Source organism: Streptomyces sp. NH27, assembly GCF_056859195.1.
This window is the reverse complement of sequence record NZ_JACEGK010000053.1, coordinates 1-22,322: the sequence shown is the minus strand read 5'-3', so window position 1 is coordinate 22,322 and position 22,322 is coordinate 1. Positions and strand designations below refer to the sequence as shown.

The 22,322-nt window shown below is 71.8% G+C and carries 18 protein-coding genes; 8 read left to right on the top strand and 10 right to left on the bottom strand.

The features are described 5' to 3' along the window. Positions 1-131 precede the first annotated feature (131 nt). Positions 132-1,325: an RtcB family protein gene (locus AC13HU_RS07145; RefSeq protein WP_483040899.1), complete on the bottom strand. Its 1,194-nt coding sequence runs from the start codon at positions 1,323-1,325 to the stop codon at positions 132-134. Positions 1,326-1,573: 248 nt separating this feature from the next. On the opposite strand from AC13HU_RS07145, the gene AC13HU_RS07140 reads away from it, so the two are divergent. From AC13HU_RS07140 to AC13HU_RS07130, 3 genes are all read left to right on the top strand, one after another. Next, positions 1,574-2,530, top strand: a complete 957-nt coding sequence (locus AC13HU_RS07140) for a DUF3558 domain-containing protein (RefSeq protein ID WP_483040898.1) — start codon at positions 1,574-1,576, stop codon at positions 2,528-2,530. 89 nt (positions 2,531-2,619) lie between these two features. Next, positions 2,620-3,360, top strand: a complete 741-nt coding sequence (locus AC13HU_RS07135) for a DUF3558 family protein (protein WP_483040897.1) — start codon at positions 2,620-2,622, stop codon at positions 3,358-3,360. 196 nt (positions 3,361-3,556) lie between these two features. Then, on the top strand, positions 3,557-5,239 hold the full coding sequence (locus tag AC13HU_RS07130) for a DUF2637 domain-containing protein (RefSeq protein WP_483040896.1): 1,683 nt from the start codon (positions 3,557-3,559) through the stop codon (positions 5,237-5,239). A gap of 154 nt (positions 5,240-5,393) precedes the next feature. Here the strand turns inward: AC13HU_RS07130 and lysS are convergent, their stop codons facing one another. After that, positions 5,394-7,121 carry a lysine--tRNA ligase gene (gene lysS / locus AC13HU_RS07125; protein ID WP_483040895.1) on the bottom strand — a complete coding sequence of 576 codons (1,728 nt, stop codon included), beginning with the start codon at positions 7,119-7,121 and terminating at the stop codon, positions 5,394-5,396. A gap of 255 nt (positions 7,122-7,376) precedes the next feature. On the opposite strand from lysS, the gene argS reads away from it, so the two are divergent. Both argS and AC13HU_RS07115 read left to right on the top strand, forming a co-directional pair. Next, positions 7,377-9,152: an arginine--tRNA ligase gene (gene argS / locus AC13HU_RS07120; protein WP_483040894.1), complete on the top strand. Its 1,776-nt coding sequence runs from the start codon at positions 7,377-7,379 to the stop codon at positions 9,150-9,152. Positions 9,153-9,307: 155 nt separating this feature from the next. Then, entirely contained in the window at positions 9,308-10,225 is a 918-nt protein-coding gene (locus tag AC13HU_RS07115; RefSeq protein WP_483040893.1) for a DUF4253 domain-containing protein, read from the top strand. Between the two features lie 22 nt (positions 10,226-10,247). Here AC13HU_RS07115 and AC13HU_RS07110 read toward each other — a convergent pair whose 3' ends face one another. The 8 genes from AC13HU_RS07110 to AC13HU_RS07075 all read right to left on the bottom strand — a co-directional run bounded on the left by AC13HU_RS07110 (position 10,248) and on the right by AC13HU_RS07075 (position 18,448). Further along, positions 10,248-10,799: a hypothetical protein gene (locus AC13HU_RS07110; RefSeq protein ID WP_483040892.1), complete on the bottom strand. Its 552-nt coding sequence runs from the start codon at positions 10,797-10,799 to the stop codon at positions 10,248-10,250. 91 nt (positions 10,800-10,890) lie between these two features. After that, the gene (hemB, locus tag AC13HU_RS07105) at positions 10,891-11,877 is read right to left on the bottom strand and encodes a porphobilinogen synthase (RefSeq protein WP_329366043.1); all 987 of its coding nucleotides are present in this window, start codon (positions 11,875-11,877) and stop codon (positions 10,891-10,893) included. 279 nt (positions 11,878-12,156) lie between these two features. Then, complete coding sequence (locus AC13HU_RS07100) at positions 12,157-13,818, bottom strand: bifunctional uroporphyrinogen-III C-methyltransferase/uroporphyrinogen-III synthase (protein ID WP_483040891.1); 1,662 nt, start codon at positions 13,816-13,818, stop codon at positions 12,157-12,159. After that, the gene (gene hemC / locus AC13HU_RS07095; RefSeq protein WP_483040900.1) at positions 13,815-14,798 is read right to left on the bottom strand and encodes a hydroxymethylbilane synthase; all 984 of its coding nucleotides are present in this window, start codon (positions 14,796-14,798) and stop codon (positions 13,815-13,817) included. Before hemC ends, AC13HU_RS07100 begins: the two co-directional genes overlap by 4 nt. A gap of 223 nt (positions 14,799-15,021) precedes the next feature. Further along, the gene (locus tag AC13HU_RS07090) at positions 15,022-16,386 is read right to left on the bottom strand and encodes a glutamyl-tRNA reductase (RefSeq protein WP_483040890.1); all 1,365 of its coding nucleotides are present in this window, start codon (positions 16,384-16,386) and stop codon (positions 15,022-15,024) included. A gap of 100 nt (positions 16,387-16,486) precedes the next feature. Continuing rightward, positions 16,487-17,197, bottom strand: a complete 711-nt coding sequence (locus AC13HU_RS07085; protein ID WP_483040889.1) for a redox-sensing transcriptional repressor Rex — start codon at positions 17,195-17,197, stop codon at positions 16,487-16,489. A 131-nt stretch (positions 17,198-17,328) separates the two neighbouring features. Next, the gene (locus AC13HU_RS07080) at positions 17,329-18,006 is read right to left on the bottom strand and encodes a 3'-5' exonuclease (protein WP_483040888.1); all 678 of its coding nucleotides are present in this window, start codon (positions 18,004-18,006) and stop codon (positions 17,329-17,331) included. 196 nt (positions 18,007-18,202) lie between these two features. Continuing rightward, positions 18,203-18,448: a glutaredoxin family protein gene (locus tag AC13HU_RS07075; protein ID WP_483040887.1), complete on the bottom strand. Its 246-nt coding sequence runs from the start codon at positions 18,446-18,448 to the stop codon at positions 18,203-18,205. An 83-nt stretch (positions 18,449-18,531) separates the two neighbouring features. Between AC13HU_RS07075 and AC13HU_RS07070 the strand changes: the two genes are divergently transcribed. The 3 genes from AC13HU_RS07070 to AC13HU_RS07060 all read left to right on the top strand — a co-directional run bounded on the left by AC13HU_RS07070 (position 18,532) and on the right by AC13HU_RS07060 (position 22,230). After that, the gene (locus AC13HU_RS07070; RefSeq protein WP_483040886.1) at positions 18,532-19,458 is read left to right on the top strand and encodes an HAD family hydrolase; all 927 of its coding nucleotides are present in this window, start codon (positions 18,532-18,534) and stop codon (positions 19,456-19,458) included. 402 nt (positions 19,459-19,860) lie between these two features. Next, positions 19,861-20,661 carry an ECF subfamily RNA polymerase sigma factor, BldN family gene (locus AC13HU_RS07065; RefSeq protein ID WP_483040885.1) on the top strand — a complete coding sequence of 267 codons (801 nt, stop codon included), beginning with the start codon at positions 19,861-19,863 and terminating at the stop codon, positions 20,659-20,661. Positions 20,662-20,859: 198 nt separating this feature from the next. Further along, a complete protein-coding gene (locus AC13HU_RS07060; RefSeq protein WP_483040884.1) occupies positions 20,860-22,230 on the top strand; it encodes a DUF5667 domain-containing protein in 1,371 nt (456 codons plus the stop codon). The last annotated feature ends 92 nt before the right edge of the window (positions 22,231-22,322 follow it).

The following is a 22,322-nucleotide window of genomic DNA, read 5'->3' as shown; positions in this document are numbered from 1 at the left end:
CCCCCGCACCACCTCAAGAAGGGCTCTGAACTCCGGCTTCCGCGCGGGCGGCCGGACCGGCGCGAACCGGCCGGGCCCAGCCCAGTCCGGCCCAGCCCGACTGGGCGCGACTCGGGTCAGCCCGACTCGGCTCAGCCCTTGACGCAGACGACCTGCTTGAGCTTCGCCACCACCTCGACCAGGTCGCGCTGCTGGTCCATCACCTGCTCGATCGGCTTGTACGCGCTGGGGATCTCGTCCACGACGCCGGAGTCCTTACGGCACTCGACGCCGCGGGTCTGGTCCGCCAGGTCGCGGGTGGTGAAGCGCTTCTTGGCCGCGCCGCGGCTCATCCGGCGGCCCGCGCCGTGGGACGCGGAGTTGAAGGCGGAGGTGTTGCCCAGTCCACGGACGATGTAGGAACCAGTCCCCATGGAGCCGGGGATGATGCCGTAGTCGCCGCTGCCCGCGCGGATCGCGCCCTTGCGGGTGACCAGCAGATCCATGCCGTCGTACCGCTCCTCGGCCACGTAATTGTGGTGGCAGGAGACGACCGGCTCGAACGTGGGCCGGGCCTTCCTGAACTCCTTGACGATCACGCCCTGGAGGAGGGCCATCATCACCGCGCGGTTGTGCTTGGCGTACTCCTGCGCCCAGAACAGGTCGTTGCGGTAGGCGGCCATCTGCGGAGTGTCGGCGACGAAGACAGCGAGGTCGCGGTCGACCAGGCCCTTGTTGTGGGACAGGTTCTGGGCAACGCCGATGTGGTGCTCGGCCAGTTCCTTGCCGATGTTGCGCGAACCGGAGTGCAGCATGAGCCACACCGCATCGGACGTATCAACGCATACTTCGACAAAGTGGTTGCCCGATCCCAGCGTGCCCATCTGCTGGGCGGCGCGTCCGGCGCGGAACTTCACCTCGTCGGCGAGGCCGTCGAAGCGGGCCCAGAAGTCGGACCAGCCCGAGGTGCGGTACCCGTGGATCGCGCCCGGGTCGACCGGGTCGGCGTGCATGCCGCGGCCGACCGGGATGGCCTGCTCGATCTTGCTGCGCAGCCTGGAGAGGTCGCCGGGGAGGTCGCCCGCCCGCAGCGAGGTCTTGACCGCACTCATGCCGCAGCCGATGTCGACGCCGACCGCGGCCGGGCAGACCGCGCCGTGCATCGCGATGACCGAGCCGACGGTCGCGCCCTTGCCGTAGTGGACGTCGGGCATGACCGCGAGGCCCTTGATCCAGGGCAGCGAGGAGACGTTGCGCAGTTGTTGCATGGCGCCTTGTTCGACGGACACGGGGTCGGCCCACATCCGGATCGGTACGCGGACGCCCGGCAGCTCGGTGTACGACATGGATTCCCCCCGATGGCGGTACGGATAATTGAGCGACAATACGAAGAAAGGGTGCGCGGTCCCGCTCCGCACGGCCGGTGAGGACGCGTACCGCGTGGCGATCGGGTCGTACCGGCGAGCTCGCGCGGGCCGTTCGATGCGCCGCCCCGACGGGCGGTTTCGGCCCCGGGTGCGATAGACATTGTGTCCAAAGCTCGCTCGTATGCGCCAAGGAATTACCGCGAGGAACGACGAAAGGAGTCCGGCCGGTGCGGTCCACGTTGCTGTCGACACGAAGGCGGCCGCTCGCCGTCGGGGCCGTACTGACCGCGGTCGCGGTCGCCGCCCTGGGCGCGTGTACCGGCCCCGGCTCGTCGGAAGGCACGGACGGCGACGGGAAGACCGGACCGATCGCGGGCGGCGCCCCCTCCGCGCCGCCGGGCAAATACCACACGCTGCCCCAGCCGTGCACGGCCGTGGACACGGACGCGCTGAAGAAACTGGTGCCGGGCCTGCAGGACTACTCCGGCGCGGAGTCCCTGACGTACGACACCGACCGGCTGGCGGGCTGCTCGTGGCAGGCGAAGGCGGCCGACGGCACCTCCCGTTCGCTGACCCTGAGCCTGGTCCGCGTGGTGTCGTACGACCCGTCCGTGAGCGACGAGGCGCAGGCGTCGTCGGACTTCGACAAGAAGGCCCAGGCGGCCTCGATCCCGTCGACCCCGCCCGGCGGCTCACCGACGACCACGAGCCCCACGACCTCGAACACCTCGTCGTCGAACACCTCGTCGTCGAACACCTCGTCGTCGAACGCGGCCGCGAGCAGCGGATCGAGCGGAAGCGGATCGAGCGGGAGCGCGGGCAACAGCGCCGGCGACAACGCCCCGTCCGGCTCCGGCTCTTCCTCCTCGGCCAGCGGCTCGAACAGCGGCTCGAACGACGCAATCGGGTCGAACGGTGCGAATGATGCGAACGCGGACAGCCCCGACCTGGCCCCGCGCCTGCTGTCCGATGTGGGAAACACCGCATTCATCAACGACGTGGCCAAGAAGCCCGGAAAGGGCGCGAGCCGCACGGTGACGCTGGTCTTCCGCACCGCGAACGTCCTGGCGACCGTCACCTACACTCAGTCGTCGCCCACCGACGCGCAGCCACCGAAGAGCGCTGACCTGCAGAAGGGCGCCGAAAAGGTGGCGAGCGCCCTGCAGCACAAGGTCGAGGGCTGAACCGGCACGCGGGCCAGGGATCCACCGCGACCCTTTAATGTGGTGGGCCGAACCGGCCGACAACCACCGCTGCCGAAGGACCCGACACCATGAAACGACGCCGACGCACCTCCAAGCGCCGCATGGCCGTGCTGCTCGCCTGCGCGACGGTGCCCGCCCTGCTGGTGGCCGGCTGCTCCTCGGGCTCCGGCGGGTCGTCGGACTCCGCCTCGGGCTCCACCTCGGGCTCGGGCGGCGGCAAGAACACGTCGGCCGCACCGGCCCCGAGCGCCACCGCCACGCCCTCGATCGCGCCCGCGCGCTTCAAGACGCTGCCGTCGTCCTGCAAGGCGATCACCAAGGACACGATCACCAAGCTGGTCCCGAAGGCCAAGCACAGCGGCGGCACCGCGATGGACACCGCCGACAACGGCGGCGCCCGAAGCGGTTGTTCGTGGACCGGCAACGGCAAGGACGGCTTCCAGTACCGCTGGCTCTCGGTCACCCTGGAGCGCTACGACTCCTCCCCCGAACTGGGCGCCGCCGACCTCCAGGCGCACAAACGGTTCACCGACGAGGTCACCGCGCTGGAGAAGAACGCGGGCACCTCCGCCACCGGCGTGACCGGGCTCGGCGACGAGGCCAGGTCGGTCAGCGGCTGGACGATCGTCTCCAAGGTCAAGTCGCAGAACGACTCGGTGGTGGTCCGCACCGGCAACGTCATCCTGATCGTCGAGTACGACGGCGCCGGCCTCGAGGGCAAGAAGAACCCGAGCGCGAAGAGCGTGAACGGCGACGCCCAGCGCGCCGCGAAGGACGTGGCCGCCTCGATCGCGGCGGCCAACGCGTAAGACGCCGCTCGGGCGCCGCTCGGGCACCGCCGCCGCGGCAACGCGGTAACAACTCGGCCTCACGGAACCCCTATCCGTACGTTTGTCCGACCGCGAGTCGACTCCGGCGTCAACCGATCCTCCCGACACCACTCGCATGTGGCAGTCTGGGGCGCCAGTTCATGGGGACAGGTGCCGAGCAGCAGGAGGGTCGCGGGTGGCCGCGATACGTTTGACCCGGACTCACCGGATACTGATAGGTATCGTCATCTCCGGTGCCGTGGTGATCGCCGGAATCGGCTTCGCCGGTTCGTATGCCGCCGTACGCACGCTCGCCCTGCACAAGGGTTTCGGCTGGTTCGCGAACGTCTTCCCGATCGGCGTGGACGCCGGGATCGTCGTGCTGCTCTCGCTCGACCTGCTGCTGACGTGGCTGCGCATCCCGTTCCCGCTGTTGCGGCAGACCGCGTGGCTGCTCACCGCGGCCACCATCGCGTTCAACGGCGCCGCGGCCTGGCCCGACCCGCTCGGCGTCGGCATGCACGCGATCATCCCGGTGCTGTTCGTGGTGTCGGTCGAGGCCGCCCGGCACGCGATCGGCCGGATCGCCGACATCACCGCCGACAAGCACATGGAGGGCGTGCGGCTGACCCGCTGGCTGCTCGCCCCGGCGCCGACCTTCCGGCTGTGGCGGCGGATGAAGCTGTGGGAGCTGCGCTCCTACGAGGAGGTCATCCGGCGCGAGCAGGACCGGCTGGTCTACCGGGCCCGGCTGCGCGCCCGTTACGGCGTCGCGTGGCGTCGCAGGGCCCCGATCGAGGCCATCATGCCGCTGCGGCTGGCCCGCTACGGCGTGCCGCTGTCCGAGACCGCGGACGCGGGCCTGGAGGCGGCCGGCATTGAACTCCAGCCCGCAGCAAAGCAGTTGACGGCTGCCGCGGCCGGGTCGAACGCTCTGACCAAGGGCCGGCCGGCCGGCGAGCAGGCTGCCGACGAGCAGGCTGCCGACGAGCAGACGGGCGAGCAGGTCGGCGAGCGGAGCGGTGACCAGGCGGCGGCTGCGGCAGCGCGGCCCGCGGAGCCGGCCGGCCCCGCGAACGACCTGGACCAGGACTTCGACCTGGCGCTGGCCCAGGCGCAGGAGTACGAACGGCAGATGTACGAGCGCCAACTCCAGGAGCAGGGGTACCCGCAGGACTGGCAGGGCGCGCCGCACCACAGCCCCTGGTTCGCCGCGCAGCAGGCCGCCCAGGCCCAGGCCCAGGGGCATCCCTATCCCTATCCGTACCCCTACGGCCAGGCGGGATACGCCGACCCGCAGCAGGTGTTCGCGGCGCAGGCGGGACCCGGGCAGGGCTTCCCTGGCGAGGGCTTCCCGGCACAGGGTGGTTCGGGTTCGGGTTCTGGTTCGGGTTCTGGTTCGGAGCAGCCGCAGGTGATGGTGCCCGCGGGACCCAACCGCACCCGCCCGCTGGGCAACGTCGGCACGAACGGCGACGCGGTCAACGGCGTCCATGGCGTTTTCGGCGTCAACGGCGTGAACGGGGTCAACGGCTCGGGCGAGGCGAACGGCGTCGTCCTCCCGGGGCAGCGCTCCGAGGAACCCGGCCCGGCCCAGCAGCAGGCCACCGCCCCGGCGCCCGAGCCGGAGGCCGATCTCGCGACCTACCCGTCCGGCACCCTGCGCCTGCCCGACGATGTGCCGGTCGAGGATGCCTACTTCGCCGCCTACCGCCAGTACGTCCGGGAACAGGGCACCTTCCCCAATGCCCGCCAGCTCGCCCGGCTGCTGGAGGACGCATACGGCGGCAGCGCGCCCGAGCTGCGCGAACTCGTCGCCGCGCACCGCGAGTTGCGCTACCGCTACACGTCCGAGGCGGAGACCGAGTACATCCCGTAGGCCCGCGGGCGTGAAGTTCCCTCGTAGCCGCACCCGTTCGGGTTGCCCGGGAGCAATCGCCCTCGTCACCTCAGCCGGTCGGGCACCGGCCGGCAGGGACCGCACCCGGTCCTTGCCGGCCGGCCCTCGCCCGGCAGGTATCCGACCCGGCCGGTCAGGCGCCGCCCAGCAGGGACCGCACCCGGTCCTGGCCCACGGCCAGCAGCAGGGTCGGCAGCCGCGGACCGGTGTCCCGGCCGACCAGCAGTTCGTACAGCAGCACGAAGAACGACCGCTGGGCCACCTTGAGTTCGGGTGTCGGCTTGGCGTCGGGCGCGAGGCCGGCCCGGACCTTCGGCACCGCGTAGACAAGGGTGGTCAGGCCGTCCAGCGACCAGTGCGTCTCCAGCCCGTCGAGCAGCAGCTTCAGGGCGCCGCGGTCGGCGTCGTCCAGCGCGGCGAGGCGGTCGGTGTCGGGCTGGTCGCGCACCACGGTCCGCTGCTCGACCGGGACATAGGTCGAGATCCAGTTCTCGGCGCAGTCCAGGCGGGGCCGCACCTCGGCGAGCGAGGTCAGCGGGTGCTCCGGGTCCAGCTCGGACAGGATGCGCAGCGTCTGGGCCTCGGCGCCCGCGGTCACATCGGCGACCGAGGCGAGGGTGCGGTACGACAGCGGGTGGACGGTGCGCGGGAGTTCGCCGCGGGCGGTGCCGATCGCCCGGCCGTACGCGGCGGCGTCCGCGGGCAGCACGGTGCCGTCGGCGACCTTGCGGGACAGGGCGTCCCACTCGTCGTACAGCCGCTGGATCTCCTGGTCGAAGGCGATCTTGAAGGACTGGTTGGGACGGCGGCGGGCGTAGAGCCAGCGCAGGATCTGCGGCTCCATGATCCTCAGAGCGTCGCTCGGGGTGGGCACGCCGCCCTTGGAGGAGGACATCTTGGCCATCCCCGAGATGCCGACGAACGCGTACATCGGCCCGATCGGCTGCTCACCGCCGAAGATCGGCCCGACGATCTGCCCGCCGACCTGGAAGGACGACCCGGGCGAGGAGTGGTCGACGCCCGACGGCTCGAAGACCACCCCTTCATAGGCCCAGCGCATCGGCCAGTCGACCTTCCAGACCAGCTTGCCGCGGTTGAACTCGCTGAGCCGGACCGTCTCGGCGTGGCCGCAGGCGCAGGTGTAGGCCAGCTCGGTGGTCTCGTCGTCATACCCCGTGACGGTGGTGAGGTCCTTGCCGCACTGCGCGCAGTACGGCTTGTAGGGGTAGTACGCGGCGCCGGCGCCGCTGCCGTCGTCCTCCGCGGCGGCACCCGAGCCCTCGGCAGCGGCCAACTCCGCGTCGTCCACCGGCTTCTGGCCCTGCTTGGCGGCGGGTGCGGGCTTCTTCGTGCGGTACTGCGCGAGGATGGCGTCGATGTCCGCGCGGTGCCGCATGGCGTGCAGCACCTGCTCGCGGTAGACGCCCGCGGTGTACTGCGCGGTCTGGCTGATGCCGTCGTGCTCCACGCCGAGGACGGCGAGGGCGTCGGTCATGGCGGCCTTGAAGTGCTCCGCCCAGTTCGGGTACGCGGAACCGGCGGGGGCGGGCACCGACGTCAGCGGCTTGCCGATGTGCTCCGCCCACGAGTCGTCGATCCCGGGGATGCCCTTGGGTACCTTGCGGTACCGGTCGTAGTCGTCCCAGGAGATCAGGTGGCGCACCTCGATGCCGCGGCGGCGGATCTCGTCGGCCACCAGGTGGGGGGTCATGACCTCCCGCAGATTTCCCAGGTGGATCGGGCCGGAGGGGCTGAGCCCGGACGCGACGACAACGGGTTTCCCGGGGGCGCGGCGCTCCGACTCGGCGATGACGTCGTCCGCGAAACGGGAGACCCAGTCGGCCTCGGTGCTTGCAGCCACGGTCCTCTTCTTCCTGGGGGTTTCCGATGGTCTTTTCCTGGAGCTTGGGTCCAGGAAGCCGGAGCGGCCCGGCACATTCATTCTCCCAGACCTGGCGGCTCCGCTCGCCAGCGAATAATCCCGCCTGTGGATAACCCGGCGGCGACCGCGTGGCCTGTGGATAACCGGGTGAGCCGGCCGCGGGGCCCATGGGACAATGATGTCGCTACATCGCGTGGCACGTCCGATCTCCCCGACACACGGAATGGCACCTCCATGGCCTCGGTCCCTTCCCTCTCCGCTTCGCTCCAGCAGCGCGTCTCCGCCGCCCTCGCGGCTGCGGTGCCGTCGGCCGTCGACGCCGACCCGCTGCTGCGACGTAGCGACCGGGCGGACTTCCAGGCGAACGGGGTGCTGGGCCTGGCCAAGCGGGCGAAGGCCAATCCGCGGGAGCTGGCCGCGGCCGTGCTCGCCGCGCTGCCCGCCGACGAGGTGATCGGCCAGGTCGAGGTCTCCGGCCCCGGCTTCCTGAACATCAGCGTGCCCGACTCCGCGATCACCGCGAACCTCGCCCGGCGCGCGGCGGACGACCGGCTCGGCGTGCCCGCGAAGGCCGCCCCCGGCACCACCGTCATCGACTACGCACAGCCGAATGTGGCGAAGGAGATGCACGTCGGCCACCTGCGGTCCTCGGTGATCGGCGACGCGATCGCGAAGATCCTGGAGTTCGAGGGCGAGCAGGTGGTCCGGCGGCACCACATCGGCGACTGGGGCACCCAGTTCGGCATGATGATCCAGTACCTGCTGGAGCACCCGCACGCGCTGGACCACACCGAGGGCTCCGGCACGGACGCCGGCGAGGCGTCCATGTCCCGGCTCGACCGGCTGTACAAAGCGTCGCGCACGCTCTTCGACGCCGATGAGGCGTTCAAGGAGCGGTCCCGGCGCCGGGTGGTCGACCTCCAGGCGGGCGACCCGCAGACGCTGGCGACCTGGCAGCGGTTCGTCGACGAGTCGAAGATCTACTTCTTCTCGGTCTACGACAAGCTGGACATCCAGATCGCCGACGAGGACATCGTCGGCGAGTCCGGGTACAACGACATGCTGGTCGAGACGTGCGAGCTGCTGGAGAAGTCCGGCGTGGCGGTGCGCTCGGAGGGCGCGCTGTGCGTCTTCTTCGACGACATCAAGGGCAAGGACGGCGAGCTGGTACCGCTGATCGTCCGCAAGTCGGACGGCGGCTTCGGTTACGCGGCCACCGACCTGTCCGCGATCCGGAACCGCACCGGCGACCTGCACGCCAACACCCTGCTGTATGTGGTGGACGTCCGGCAGTCGCTGCACTTCCGGATGGTCTTCGAGACCGCCCGGCGGGCCGGCTGGCTCACCGACGGCGTGGTGGCGCGCCACCTCCCGTTCGGCACCGTGCTGGGCGCGGACGGCAAGCCGTTCAAGACCCGCGCCGGCGCCAGCGTCAAGCTGGAGGACCTGCTCGACGAAGCGGTCGAGCGGGCCACCGCGGTGGTGCGGGAGAAGGGCGAGAAGATCGGCCTGACCGAGCAGGAGATCGTGGACAACGGCCGGCAGGTCGGCATCGGCGCGGTCAAGTACGCCGACCTGTCCACGTCACTGGGCCGGGACTACATTTTCGACCTGGACCGGATGGTCTCGCTCAACGGCGACACCAGCGTCTACCTCCAGTACGCGTACGCCCGGACCCGGTCCATCTTCCGGAAGGCCGGCGCCGACCAGCGGCCCGTCGCCCACCCGGAGCTGGCCCTGGAGCCCGCCGAACGTGCGCTGGGGCTGCACCTGGACGCGTTCGGGGACGCCCTGGCGGAGGTCGCGGAGAGCTACGAGCCGCACCGGCTGGCGTCGTACCTCTTCCAACTCGCCTCGCTGTTCACCACGTTCTACGAGCAGTGCCCGGTGCTGACCGCGGACGGCGGCCCGGCGCAGGTGGAGAACCGCCTCCTGCTGTGCGAGCTGACCGGCCGCACCCTGAGCAAGGGCCTTGAGCTGCTGGGCATCCACAGCCCCGACCGGCTGTAGTCATCAACCGCGGTCCTCGGCGTTCGCCGCGGACCGCGGTGCGGCTCAGGGGGATACCGCGGGGGGCCGAGGACCGCGGTAGTGGCTCAGGCGCTACGGCGAGGGCCGAGGACCGCAGTGCGGACGGTGTCGGTGTCCGGTCCTAGAGTCTCGGCATGGCGATGCTTCCGAACCCCCTCCCCCGGCTCACCGACGACCCGAGCGGTGTCGCTCCCGGCCTGCGGCTGCCGCCGGGCCGGCTGGTCGACACCACCAGCGACGGGACATGGCACGAGCCGCTGCTCTGGCAGGCGGACGCCCCGGCCGGGCCGGGCAGTTGGTCGGAGCTGGCGGCGGCCCGGGCGATCGGGTTGCTGCCGGTGCTGCTGGAATCCGGTTCGATACCCGGCGTGGAAGACGTCACCGGCTGGGAGTTGGACCCCGACGCGATGTCGTACCCGGGCCATCACGACGCCGAGGAGGTCCTGGCGCACGCTTGGCCGCTGTCCACCGATGACGAGTACGCGGACGCGGACCACGACGACACGCACGACAGGGCCGACGACGCGGACTCAGACGCCGCGGACCCGACGGACGCGGAGTGGGACGACGAACTGCGCGACCTGGTCGCCCCGTTCGGCCCCGACTTCCCCGGCCTCGCCCCGAAACTGCTCGCCGCCGCCGATGCCGCCGCCGGCCGGCCCGACACGGTCGCCGCCGAACTCACCGCGGCACTCACCGGCGCCGGCCGCCTCCAGGACCCGCGCGCGGCCCTGGTGTACGCCCGCCGGAGCGCCGACATCCCCGCCGCCATCGGCTGGACCGGCCCGGTCAACCACGAGAACGACGTCGCCCTGCTGTGCGCGGTACTGCGCTCCTGGGAGGACCGTTTCGGCCTGCGCGTGGTCGCCCTCGGCTTCGCCACGCTGACCGCCACCGTCGCCGCCCCACCGACCACCGTCGAGGAGGCCGAGGCCGTCGCCGCCGAGCACCTCTCCTTCTGCCCGGACAACATCACCCAGGGCCCCGGCACCCTGCGCGCCTACGCCAAGTCCCTGGTGGACGAGGGGGTCTGGACCTTCTGGTGGGACTGAGGCGGGCCGGCCGGGCGCGCGCTCACTTCAGGACGACGACCGTGGACCCGATGACCGTGTTGTTCCAGATCTTCGTCTCGTCGGCGCGGTGGGCACGGATGGCGCCGGTGTGCAGCGAGGAGGAGGGCGCCGTCACCTTGTCGTTGACCGGGGCGGAGAAGGCCACCCAGGTCTCGGCGGTGTACTCGAAGTACACGATGTTCTCGATGTTCGTGCCGTCGGTACCCACACCAGTGGGCTTGCGGCGGGTCACGTAGTGGGTGCCCACCTGGGCCGGCACCGTACCCGGCTGCACCAGGAAGGTGGAGGTCGGGCCGGAGCGCGGCACCACCCACACGCGGTTCTGGGAGAGCGAGTAGACGATCCGCTTGCCGGTGTCCGAGTGCGGGGGCACCGGCGGCGGGGCCTGCGGGGCCTGCTGCTTGGTCGCGGTGGGGTGCGGGGTGGGCCCGGCGGCGGTCGGCTTGCCGCTCGGGGACGATCCGCTGGCCTGGATCGCGAGCACCGACACCGCGGCCATCGCCGCAGCGGTCAGCCCGCTCACCGTTGCCCACGAGGGTATGCCCCGGCTCATCGGACCCCTCCCCTTTCCTCAACACGCGCCCGGCGGCCGTCATGACCGCCGCGGTCCCGCGGCCGCTCGGGCCGTACGACCACCGCGGCCGCTACAGCCGCTGGGCGACTTCCGTGGCCCAGTAGGTCAGGATCAGGTTCGCACCCGCCCGCCGGATCGACGTCAGCGTCTCCAGGATCGCACGCTCCCGGTCGATCCAGCCGTTCGCGGCCGCGGCCTCGACCATCGCGTACTCACCGGAGATCTGGTACGCCGCGACCGGCACGTCGACGGTGTCCGCGACCTTCCTCAGCACGTCAAGATACGGCAACGCGGGCTTGACCATCACCATGTCCGCGCCCTCCGCGAGGTCGAGCGCCAGTTCGCGCATCGACTCCCGGAAGTTCGCCGGGTCCTGCTGGTACGTCTTTCGGTCGCCCTGGAGCGAGGAGTTGACCGCCTCGCGGAAGGGGCCGTAGAACACGGAGGCGTACTTGGCGGTGTAGGCGAGGATCGCCACGTCCTGGCGGCCTATCTCGTCGAGTGCGTCGCGCGTCACACCGACCTGGCCGTCCATCATCCCGGACGCGCCGACCACATGGACGCCGGCGTCGGCCTGCACCCGGGCCATCTCGGCGTAACGTTCCAGCGTCGCGTCGTTGTCGACCCGGCCCTGGTCGTCCAGCACGCCGCAGTGGCCGTGGTCGGTGTACTCGTCCAGGCACAGGTCGGACATCACCACGGCCGCGTCCCCGACCTCGGCCACCACGTCACGGATCGCCTGCTGGAGGATGCCGTCCGGGTCGGTGCCGGCGCTGCCCACCGCGTCCTTGGTCTCGGGCACCCCGTAGAGCATCAGCCCGCCGACACCGGCGGTGGCCGCCTCCACGGCGGCCTTGCGGAGGCTGTCACGGGTGTGCTGGACCACTCCCGGCATCGAGGAGACCTCGACCGGCTCGCTGACGCCCTCCCGCACGAACATCGGGAGGATCAGCTCCGCCGGGTTCAGGCGTGTCTCGGCAACCAGGCGGCGCATCGCGGGGGTCGTCCGGAGGCGCCTGGGCCGCGCTCCAGGGAACTCGCCGTATCGGCTGCTCATCGGCTGCGCCGCCTTTCGGGGAAACGGTGCGGGTCTGTACCGGACTTTCCACGGTACGCCCGTACATGGGGTGCTCTTCCCGACGCACAGTCGGCGGCCCGGCCCTCCGGGGCGGTGTGTTCTGTCGGCCCCGGGACCACTCGTCGGTGGGGGGTTCGCCGCGTGCTTGCCTCGGCGGGGAGACCCGGGCATGTCAAGGGGCGCGGGGAACTGCGCGCGCAACCGCCCTCCGGCAGGTGGTCCCGGAACCGACAGAACCACCCACCCCGGCGGGTCCGGCTACACCCGGGAGCGGCGCCGGGCGCCCGGCCGGCGCTCGCTGGGCCGCGTGACAGGGTCACCCGCTTCCTCGGCCGCGGCACGGCGTGCCCGCCCGAACTCGGCGAGCGCCTGCGCGAGCGCGTGCACGGACGGCTCGGGAGCCATCACGTCCACCCGCAGCCCGTGCTCCTCCGCCGTCTTCGCGGTCGCGGGCCCGATGCAGGCGATGACCGTGACGTTGTGCGGCTTGCCGGCGATCCCGACGAGGTTGCGCACCGTGGAGGACGAGGTGAACAGCACCGCGTCGAAGCCACCACCCTTGATCGCCTCACGCGTCTCGGCCGGCGGGGGCGAGGCGCGCACCGTGCGGTAGGCGGTGACGTCGTCGACCTCCCAGCCGAGTTCGACGAGACCGGCGACGAGCGTCTCGGTGGCGATGTCGGCGCGCGGCAGGAACACCCGGTCGATCGGGTCGAAGACCGGGTCGTAGGGCGGCCAGTCCTCCAGCAGTCCGGCGGCGGACTGCTCACCACTGGGCACCAGGTCCGGCTTGACGCCGAACTCGACCAGCGCCTGCGCGGTCTGCTCGCCGACGGCGGCGACCTTTATCCCGGCGAACGCCCGGGCGTCCAGGCCGTACTCCTCGAACTTCTCGCGGACCGCCTTGACCGCGTTGACCGAGGTGAACGCGATCCATTCGTAGCGGCCGGTGACCAGGCCCTTGACCGCACGCTCCATCTGCTGCGGGGTGCGCGGGGGTTCGACCGCGATGGTCGGCACCTCGTGCGGCACCGCGCCGTAGGAGCGCAGCTGGTCCGACAGGGACGCGGCCTGCTCCTTGGTGCGCGGCACCAGGACCCGCCAGCCGAACAGCGGCTTGGTCTCGAACCAGGACAGCTGCCGCCGGTACGCGGTGGGCTCGCCGACCACGGCTATCGCGGCGATCGGGCCCTCGGGGGTCGGCAGCGCCTTGGTCGACTTCAGCTCGGCCGCGATGGTCGCCAGGGTCGCGCTCCAGGTGCGCTGGCGCGTGGTGGTGCCGGCCACGGTGACCGTCAGCGCGGTGTCGGGCTTGCGCCCGGCGGCGACGAGTTCGGCGGCGGCCGTGGCGACGGTCTGGAGCGTGGTGGAGACCACCAGGGTCGCGGAACTGCTGCCGACCTCGCCCCAGCACTGGTCGGAGGCGGTGGCGGCGTCCACGAACCGGACGTCGCCGCTGAGCGGCACTCCGGCGTACGCGGGCACGCCGAGGGCGGCGGCTACGCCGGGGACGACCTCGAACGGGATGCCCGCGTGGGCACAGGCCAGCATCTCCTCGGCCGTGGACGCGTCCAGACCGGGGTCGCCGGCCACCGCGCGTACCACCCGCTTACCGGTGCGCGCGGACGACATGACAAGCTGTGAGGCAGCAGCGGCGACGTCGGCGGTGTCCAACACCCCACCGTCGACGGCGGGTTCGGCCGTGCCCACGTCGGCGCGGGCATGGCCGCGGACGACATCGAGCACGTGGCCGGCGCCCACCAGCACGTCGGCGAGCGCCAGTGCCTCGACGGCGCGCAGGGTCAGCAGGCCCGGGTCACCGGGCCCGGCACCGAGGAAGGTCACATGCCCGGCGGCTGGTGCGGCCGGGCCGGCGGCGGTGCCTGCCGGGTTGGTTGTAGCAACGGCGGCGGGGTTCAAGATGAGCGCTCCCCCATAAGACCGGCCGCACCCTTGGCGAGCATCGCCACGGCGAGTTCGCGGCCAACAGCCCGCGCCTCGTCGTCCGACGCCGGTACGGGACCGGTGGTGGACATCTGCACCAGCGAGGTGCCGTCGGTGGTGCCGACGACGCCGCGCAGGCGCAGCTCGGTAAACTGCCCGTCGGCCACGAGGTCGGCCAGCGCGCCCACAGGGGCGGAGCAACCGGCCTCAAGGGCGGCGAGCAGGGATCGCTCGGCGGTCACGGCGACCCGGGTGAACGGGTCGTCGAGCTCGGCGAGCTGTGCGGCCAACTCCTGGTTGGAGGCGGCGCATTCGACGGCGAGTGCCCCCTGTCCGGGAGCGGGCAGACTGACGTCGGTGCCGATCAACTCGCTCGCCTCGGCGAGCCTGCCGATACGGTTCAGCCCGGCGGCGGCCAGCACGACCGCGTCGAGCGTGCCGGAATTAACGTACCCGATTCGGGTGTCAACGTTGCCACGGATCGGGACCGTCTCGATGTCCAGACCGTGTGACCGTGCCCACGCGTTGAGCTGTGCCATGCGGCGCGGCGAGCCGGTGCCGACCTTGGCGCCGGGCGGCAACTGGGCGAAAGTGAGGCCGTCGCGGGCCACGAGCGCGTCGCGGGGGTCCTCGCGGACCGGGATCGCGGCCAGCACCAGGTCGTCGGGCGCGGTGGTGGGCAGGTCCTTGAGGCTGTGCACGGCGAAGTCGATCTCGCCGGCGAGCAGCGCGTCGCGCAGCGCGGAGACGAACACCCCGGTGCCGCCGATGCGGGCCAGGCTCTCCTTGGAGACGTCGCCGTAGGTGGTGATCTCGACGAGTTCGACGGCCCGGCCGGTCAACTGCCGTACCTGGTCGGCGACCATGCCGGACTGCGCCATCGCGAGCTTGCTGCGGCGGGTGCCCAGCCGCAGCGGTTCCCCGCCGGGGGTGGAGCCGCGGTGGGGCGCGCGCACATCAGCGGCTGTCGCGGGCCGGTCCGTCGCCGTGCCCGGGTCGGCCGCGGCGGCCGGCCGGTTCGCCGAGGAAGCGGCGCCACCGACACCGGCACCGGTCCGCGCCGATGCGCCGTCGTCACCGGGCGACCGGTCGGCGCCGGTCGATCCGGGCCGGTCGGCGCCGGTCTGTCCGGGGGCCGCGGCCGACGGCCGCACCGTTTCCGGTCCCGGCCCCGCAGGGTTACTCATTGCCCGCCTCGATTCGGTTCTGTGCCACCCGGGTCGGCGGCCGGGTGTCGGCCCGGCTGACGGCGGCGACCGCCTGCGGGTCGAGGTCGAAGAGTTCACGCAGCGCGTCGGCGTACCCGGCGCCGCCGGGCTCGCCGGCAAGCTGCTTGACCCGCACGGTCGGAGCATGCAGGAGCTTGTCCACCACACGGCGCACCGTCTGGGTGATCTCGGCACGCTGCTTGTCGTCCAGATCGGGCAGCCTACCGTCGAGTCGGGAAAGTTCACCCGCCACGACATCGGCCGCCATCGCGCGCAGCGCCACCACGGTGGGGGTGATCCGGGCCGCCCGCTGGGCCGCGCCGAAAGCGGCGACCTCCGCGGAGACGATGGCCCGCACCTGGTCCACGTCGGCGGCCATCGGGGCGTCGGCGGAGGCCGCGGCGAGCGACTCGATGTCCGCGAAGTGCAGGCCGTCGAGCCGGTGGGCGGCCGGATCCACGTCCCGCGGCATCGCCAGGTCCAGTACGGCCAGAGGTCCTTCGGCGGTGCGGCGGTCGAGGGCGGTCCGCAGGTCGTCGGCGGTCAGCACCAGGCCGGTGGCACCGGTGCAGGACACGACGAGGTCGGCGCGGGACACGGCGTCGGGCACGTCGGCGATGGTGAGCGCGCGGGTATTCAGACCGGGGTGCTGCTCGGCCAGCGCGCGGGCCAGCCGCTGGGCGCGTTCGACGGTGCGGTTGGCGATCGCCAACTCGCGGACGCCGGCCCGGGCGAGGGTCGCCGCGGCGAGCGAGGACATCGATCCGGCGCCGACCACCAGGGCGCTACGGCCGGCGAGCGGGCCGGTGGCGGGGGCGAGTTGGGACAGCCCGAAGGTGACCAGGGACTGCCCGGCCCGGTCGATGCCGGTCTCGGAGTGGGCCCGCTTGCCGACCCGCAGCGCCTGCTGGAACAGGTCGTTGAGCAGGCGGCCGGCGGTGTGCTGCTGCTGGCCGAGTGCGAGGGCGTCCTTGATCTGGCCGAGGATCTGGCCCTCGCCGACCACCATGGAGTCCAGCCCGCAGGCCACCGACAGCAGGTGGTGGACGGCCCGGTCCTCGTAGTGCACGTACAGGTGCGGGGTCAGTTCGTCCAGGCCGGCGGAGCTGTGCTGGGCGAGTAGCGTGGACAGTTCGGCCACACCGGCGTGGAACTTGTCGACGTCGGCGTACAGCTCTATGCGGTTGCAGGTGGCCAGCACCGCGGCCTCGGTGGCCGGTTCGCAGGCGACCGCGTCCTGGAGCAGCTTGGCCCGCGCGCCCTCGGGCAGCGCGGCGCGCTCAAGGACGCTGACGGGGGCGGTGCGGTGACTCAGCCCGACGACAAGGAGACTCATGCGCACCCCTCGCTACGCTCGCTCATGCCGCACCCCTCGCTACGCTCGGGCCGGCCTTCGTCCGGGACGCACCTCTTGACGATGCTCTCGCTGCGCTCGCTCATGCCGGCATCACGGCGGGTACGTCACCGTCCGGGTCCTGGCGTTCCTCACCGGCCTTGCGCTGCTCGTGGAAGGCGAGGATCTGCAGTTCGATGGAGAGGTCGACCTTGCGCACGTCGACCCCGTCGGGCACCGACAGCACGGTCGGGGCGAAGTTGAGGATCGAGGTGACGCCGGCCGCGACGAGGCGGTCGGTGACCTCCTGGGCGGCGCCGGCCGGGGTGGCGATCACACCGATGGACACCTGGCTGTCCGCGACGATCGCCTCGAGTTCGTCGATGTGCCGCACCGGCAGGCCCGCGACCAGGCGCCCGGCCAGGCCCGCGTCGGCGTCCAGCAGCGCGGCGACGCGGAAGCCCCGGGAGGCGAAGCCGCCGTAGTTGGCGAGCGCGGCGCCGAGGTTACCGATACCGACGATGACGACCGGCCAGTCCTGGGTGAGACCGAGTTCCCGGCTGATCTGGTAGACGAGGTACTCCACGTCGTATCCGACCCCGCGCGTCCCGTAGGAGCCGAGGTAGGAGAAGTCCTTGCGCAGCTTCGCGGAGTTGACTCCGGCGGCGGCTGCGAGTTCTTCCGAGGAGACGGTGGGCACCGAGCGCTCCGAGAGTGCTGTCAGTGCCCGCAGATACAGCGGAAGCCTGGCGACGGTGGCCTCGGGAATTCCTCGGCCGCGGGTCGCCGGTCGGTGTGTTCGGCCAGTTGCCACGGTGCTCCTGCGGGTAGAGCTGGGCTGAGGGCGACCACGGTCTTTGGGGACGCCCCGTGGACGCCAGGCTATGTCTTTGTGAACGCGTGCACAAAGATGGTGTCCGATTTGCCCGGCGGAAGTGATGGGCATCACGCATGCCCATGCCGGACATTCGGCACTGTTCGCCGTGCCGAATCGTTGCTGCGCCGTACCCACAGGCCGTCCGCCGCCGCCAGCAGGCCGGACGGCTCCGGCCACCGCAGCCCGGCGGCGGTGGCCAGCAGCTCGGACAGGCCGGGCAGTTGCGGGGCGTGGTGGGCCAGCAGCGCCGCGGTGGCGCGGGCGTCACCGAGCGCGGTGTGCGGGCTCCAGTCGGTGAGCCCGATCGCGGCGGCGCAGGCCCGCAGCGACAGCCCGTACGGCGCCGGGCCGCCGCCTGCCGCCGCCGCGATCCGCATCGTGCACACCTCGGGCACCGCGGGCAGCCGCAGCCCCAGCCGCGCGTACTCCGCGACCAGAAAGGCCCGGTCACAGCCGACGTTGTGCCCGACCAGCACCCGGCCGCGCAGCAGCCCCAGCAGCCGGGCCGCGATCGAGGCGAACAGCGGCGCCTCGCTCAGATGCTCCGGCTCGATGCCGTGGATGTGGGTGGGGCCGACCGGCCCCTGCGGGTCGACCAGCGTGGTGAACTCGCCCTGCGGCACCAGGTCCCGGTCCAGCAGCAGCACCGCCAGTTCCACCACCCGGTGCCGGTGCGAGGACGAACCGGTCGCCTCCAAGTCCACGACGGCATAGCCGTACGAACCCTGACTCCGGCCCGGAAGCACGTGCCCACACTCCTCACGCATCGCCCCCGGGTGTACAAAACGCCCTTGATGGTAATCGAATACGCGGCTACGTAGGCAATGCGCTCAAAATGCCCGTGGGTTCGTGCACGGATTCACGTGGGTCAGGACCGACGCGGGCCGCCCGCCGGACCGGACCGGCGCCGCCCGCGGAGCCCAGCCGGTGCCGCCCGCAGGGTCAGACCAGCGCCGCCCGCAGCCGCCGCTCGTCGACCCGCCAGAAGGTGTGCTGCTCGCCGTCGATCAGCACCACCGGGATCTGCTCCCAGTAACGGTCGTACAACTCGGCGTCCTGGGTGATGTCCTGCTCGGCCACGGCCGCGCCCGTCTCCGCGGCGACCTTCTCGATCACGGCGCGGGCGTCGTCGCACAAGTGGCAGCCGGGCTTGCCGATCAAGGTCACCGTCTTCGGGGTCGTCGTCATACCCGCCATTGTGTCCCGCGGCGTTCACGCGGCCGTATCCCGGCCGCAGCGGGCCTGCCCTCCAACGTGGTTATGCTCGCGATATGGCCGCTCTCAAATGGCTCACCCCCCGTAGGCAGTCCGCCACCGAGCGGAGCGTGCTGGCAGGAGAAGCCGCCGCGGAGGCCGCGCTCGGCAGTGGGGCGCGGTCCGGCGACGCGACGGCCGAACCCGAGGAGCCGCAGTTCCCGGTGGCGGGCGACCCGCGGGCCGCCGCCTTCTTCGACCTCGACAACACCGTGATGCAGGGCGCCGCGCTCTTCCACTTCGGCCGCGGGCTGTACAAGCGGAAGTTCTTCGACAAGCGCGACCTGCTCCGGTTCGCCTGGCAGCAGGCGTACTTCCGGCTGGCCGGCTCCGAGGACCCCGAGCACATGCGGGACGCCCGCGACAGCGCGCTGTCCATCGTCAAGGGGCACCGGGTCGAGGAACTGATGAGCATCGGCGAGGAGATCTACGACGAGTACATGGCCGGCAAGATCTGGCCCGGTACCCGCGCGCTCGCCCAGGCCCACCTCGACGCCGGGCAACGGGTCTGGCTGGTCACGGCCGCACCCGTGGAGACCGCCACGATCATCGCCCGCCGGCTCGGGCTGACCGGGGCGCTGGGCACCGTGGCCGAGTCCGTCGACGGCGTCTACACCGGCCGGCTGGTCGGCGAGCCCCTGCACGGCCCGGCCAAGGCCGAGGCGGTACGGGCGCTGGCGACGGCCGAGGACCTCGACCTGTCGCGGTGCGCGGCGTACAGCGACTCCACCAACGACATCCCGATGCTCTCGCTGGTCGGGCACCCGTACGCGGTCAACCCCGACAGCACGCTGCGCAAGCACGCGCGGGCCGAGGGGTGGCGGCTGCGGGACTACCGCACCGGACGCAAGGCCGCGAAGATCGGGATTCCCGCGGCCGCGGGCATGGGAGCCGTGACCGGCGGGGTGCTGGCGGCGGTGGCCGCGCGCAGGCGCTACCGCTGAGGGCCCCCGGCCCACCCGGCAGCCCCGTCCTGCCGGTTCACGCACCACCCGCCGGTGCCGGGTCGCTCGCGCGGGACGTACCCCGGCGCCCCTGGTTCGGCAAGGCTGCTGCCACGGAAGGGCCGGGCGCGGAGTGACGGCACCTCGCTTCGACACGAGCACAACACGCGCTTCACACGAGCGCTTCACGACTGCAAGTGGTCAACTCGGGTGCCCCGTTCGATAATTGGTCGATCACGATTCCGCACAGGAAGTGCCGGAAACGGCGATTTCCACAACTCGGTGTAGCGTCGCCTGTACGAAGCGTTATTCTCCTCAGACGCATTCCGGTACCCACACGTCGCCACGACGGGTGAACGGTCCCGTACTGCACGTGATGGAAGTTCTGCCTCTGGGAGTCCCGTGTACCCACACGACGGGGTTGTCACCTCCGGCCTGGCTGCGCTGCGCGCTCTGGTCCTCGACCAGTTGCCGCGTGTCCCCGCGTACGCCGTGCCCGCCCTCGCCACGTCCGGTCCCACCGTCCCCGGCTCGGCTTACGCCCTGGCCGAAGTCAGCACCGCCGCAGGCAGACGCACCCGCAACAGCAGCCCGCAGCGCGGCCAGACCGCCGCCGACAAGGGCGCCCACGCCCGACGGCCCGCGTCGGACACCGACAGCGGCCGCATGATGGACCTGGTCGAAGCCGCGCAGAGCGGCGAGACCGAGGCTTTCGGCCGGCTGTACGACCACTACAGCGACACCGTCTACCGGTACATCTACTACCGGGTCGGCTCCAAGGCGACCGCCGAGGACCTGACCAGTGAGACCTTTCTGCGCGCCCTGCGCCGGATCGGCACCTTCACCTGGCAGGGCCGCGACTTCGGCGCCTGGCTGGTCACGATCGCCCGGAATCTGGTCGCCGACCACTTCAAGTCGAGCAGGTTCCGACTCGAAGTGACCACCGGCGAAATGCTGGACGCCAACGAGGTGGCCCGCAGCCCCGAGGAATCGGTACTGGAACAGCTCTCCAACGAGGCGCTGCTCACCGCCGTCCGCAAGCTCAACCCGCAGCAGCAGGAGTGCATCACCCTGCGCTTCCTCCAGGGCCTGTCGGTGGCCGAGACCGCCCGGGTGATGGGGAAGAACGAGGGCGCCATCAAGACGCTCCAGTACCGCGCGGTGCGCACCCTGGCCCGGCTGCTGCCCGAAGACTCCAGGTGAGCACCGCGTGCGGTTCGCCCTGCCCGATCATCAGACCTGCGTAACCCAACCGGACCGGCACTCGTTGCATCACATGCAGACACTTCCGCGCCGCACGCCGCTCACCGTTTTTCACCCGATCGGGTGGACGGCCTCGGAGAGGGCAACCTTCCGGACAGCGCGGGGAGTCGAGTGTGGAGACGAGAGGAGGTGCCGCCCGTGATCGGACAGGCAACGGCACACCGTCGGGCGAACGCCTTCGCCCAGGCGGTCGAGGACGCCGGGCTTGACGGCGACCGCGAGGAGACCAGCGGTGAGCCCGGCGCCGGTGCCGGCACGGACGGCGGTGCCGACGGCCACGGGCCCGGTGCCCGCGGTTCCGGTGCGGCTGCCGACGCCGGCCCCGGCAGCCGTGGTGAGCACGGCGGACCCGGCGGCGCGCACAGCGCCGGCGGGCCGCACGGCTCCCATGCCGCCGACCGGCACGCCGACCCCGAGCAGGTCTCGATGGTCGCGCTCGCCGAGGCGCTCGGCCGGCGGCCCCGCCCCGCGATGGACCCCGAGCACAAGACGGTGCAGCGCGCCCAACTGATCGCCGCCATGGAACAGGCGATCGCCGACGGCAGCTTCCGCGCCGCCGCCCGGGTGCCCGAGCAGCGCGGCGAGAGCGACCGGCGCACACCGGCGTCCGCGCTGCGCAAACTCGCCCCGCGCTCCCGGCTCTCGCGCCGGATCGCGGTCGGCGGGCTGACCATGGGGGTCGCCGCCGGTGCCCTCGGCGGGGTCGCGGCGGCGAGCACCAACGCCCTGCCCGGCGACAGCCTCTACGGCCTCAAACGCAGCATGGAGGACATCAAGCTGGACATGGCGGGCAGCGACTCCTCCCGAGGCAAGGTCTACCTCGACATGGCGTCCACCCGCATGCAGGAGGCACGCCGGCTGATGGACCGCGGGCGCGGCGGCCAGCTCGACAGCGAGTCGGTCGGCGAGGTGCGCAAGGCGCTGTCCGGGATGCACCAGGAAGCGGCCGAGGGCCACCGCCTGCTCACCGCGGCCTACCAGAAGGACGGCTCGCTCCAACCGATGGAGCTGCTGAACACCTTCGCGGAGAGCCACCGGCAGGGCTGGGCCGACCTGAGCGGCAAGCTGCCCAGCCAGCTCACCGACGTCTCCGACCAGGTGTCTTCGCTCTTCGAAGCCATAGACGCAGAGGTCGCTCCGCTCTCCTTGCCGCAGAAGGAACACCCCGGCACACCCGCCACCCACGGCGAGAACGGCTCCGGGGTCGGTCACGACGGCGGCATGCCCGGCAGCGGCCCCTCGGGCAGCCCGTCCGCGACGACCACGACGAAGGGCTCGGCCGGCGAGGACAGCGGGCAGAGCCCCAGCCCCTCGCCCTCCGGCAGCGCTCCCGACGGTCTGATCGGCGGCTCCGGCAAGCTGCTCGACACGCAGCCCACCATCCCGGGCGTCACCGGGACGACTCCGACACAATCCCCCACCTCGCCCCACCACTCCGTCGAACTGCCCCCGCTGCTCCCCGGTCTCCTCCCTGGTCTCGGCCTGACCGGCGACGACGACAAGAGCTGACGGCACACATCGGGGGTGGGCGGTCCACCCGGACCACCCGCCCCCGATGTCCGTAGGACCGCGCTCGGATTCTCCGTATCCCGGCTTCTCCG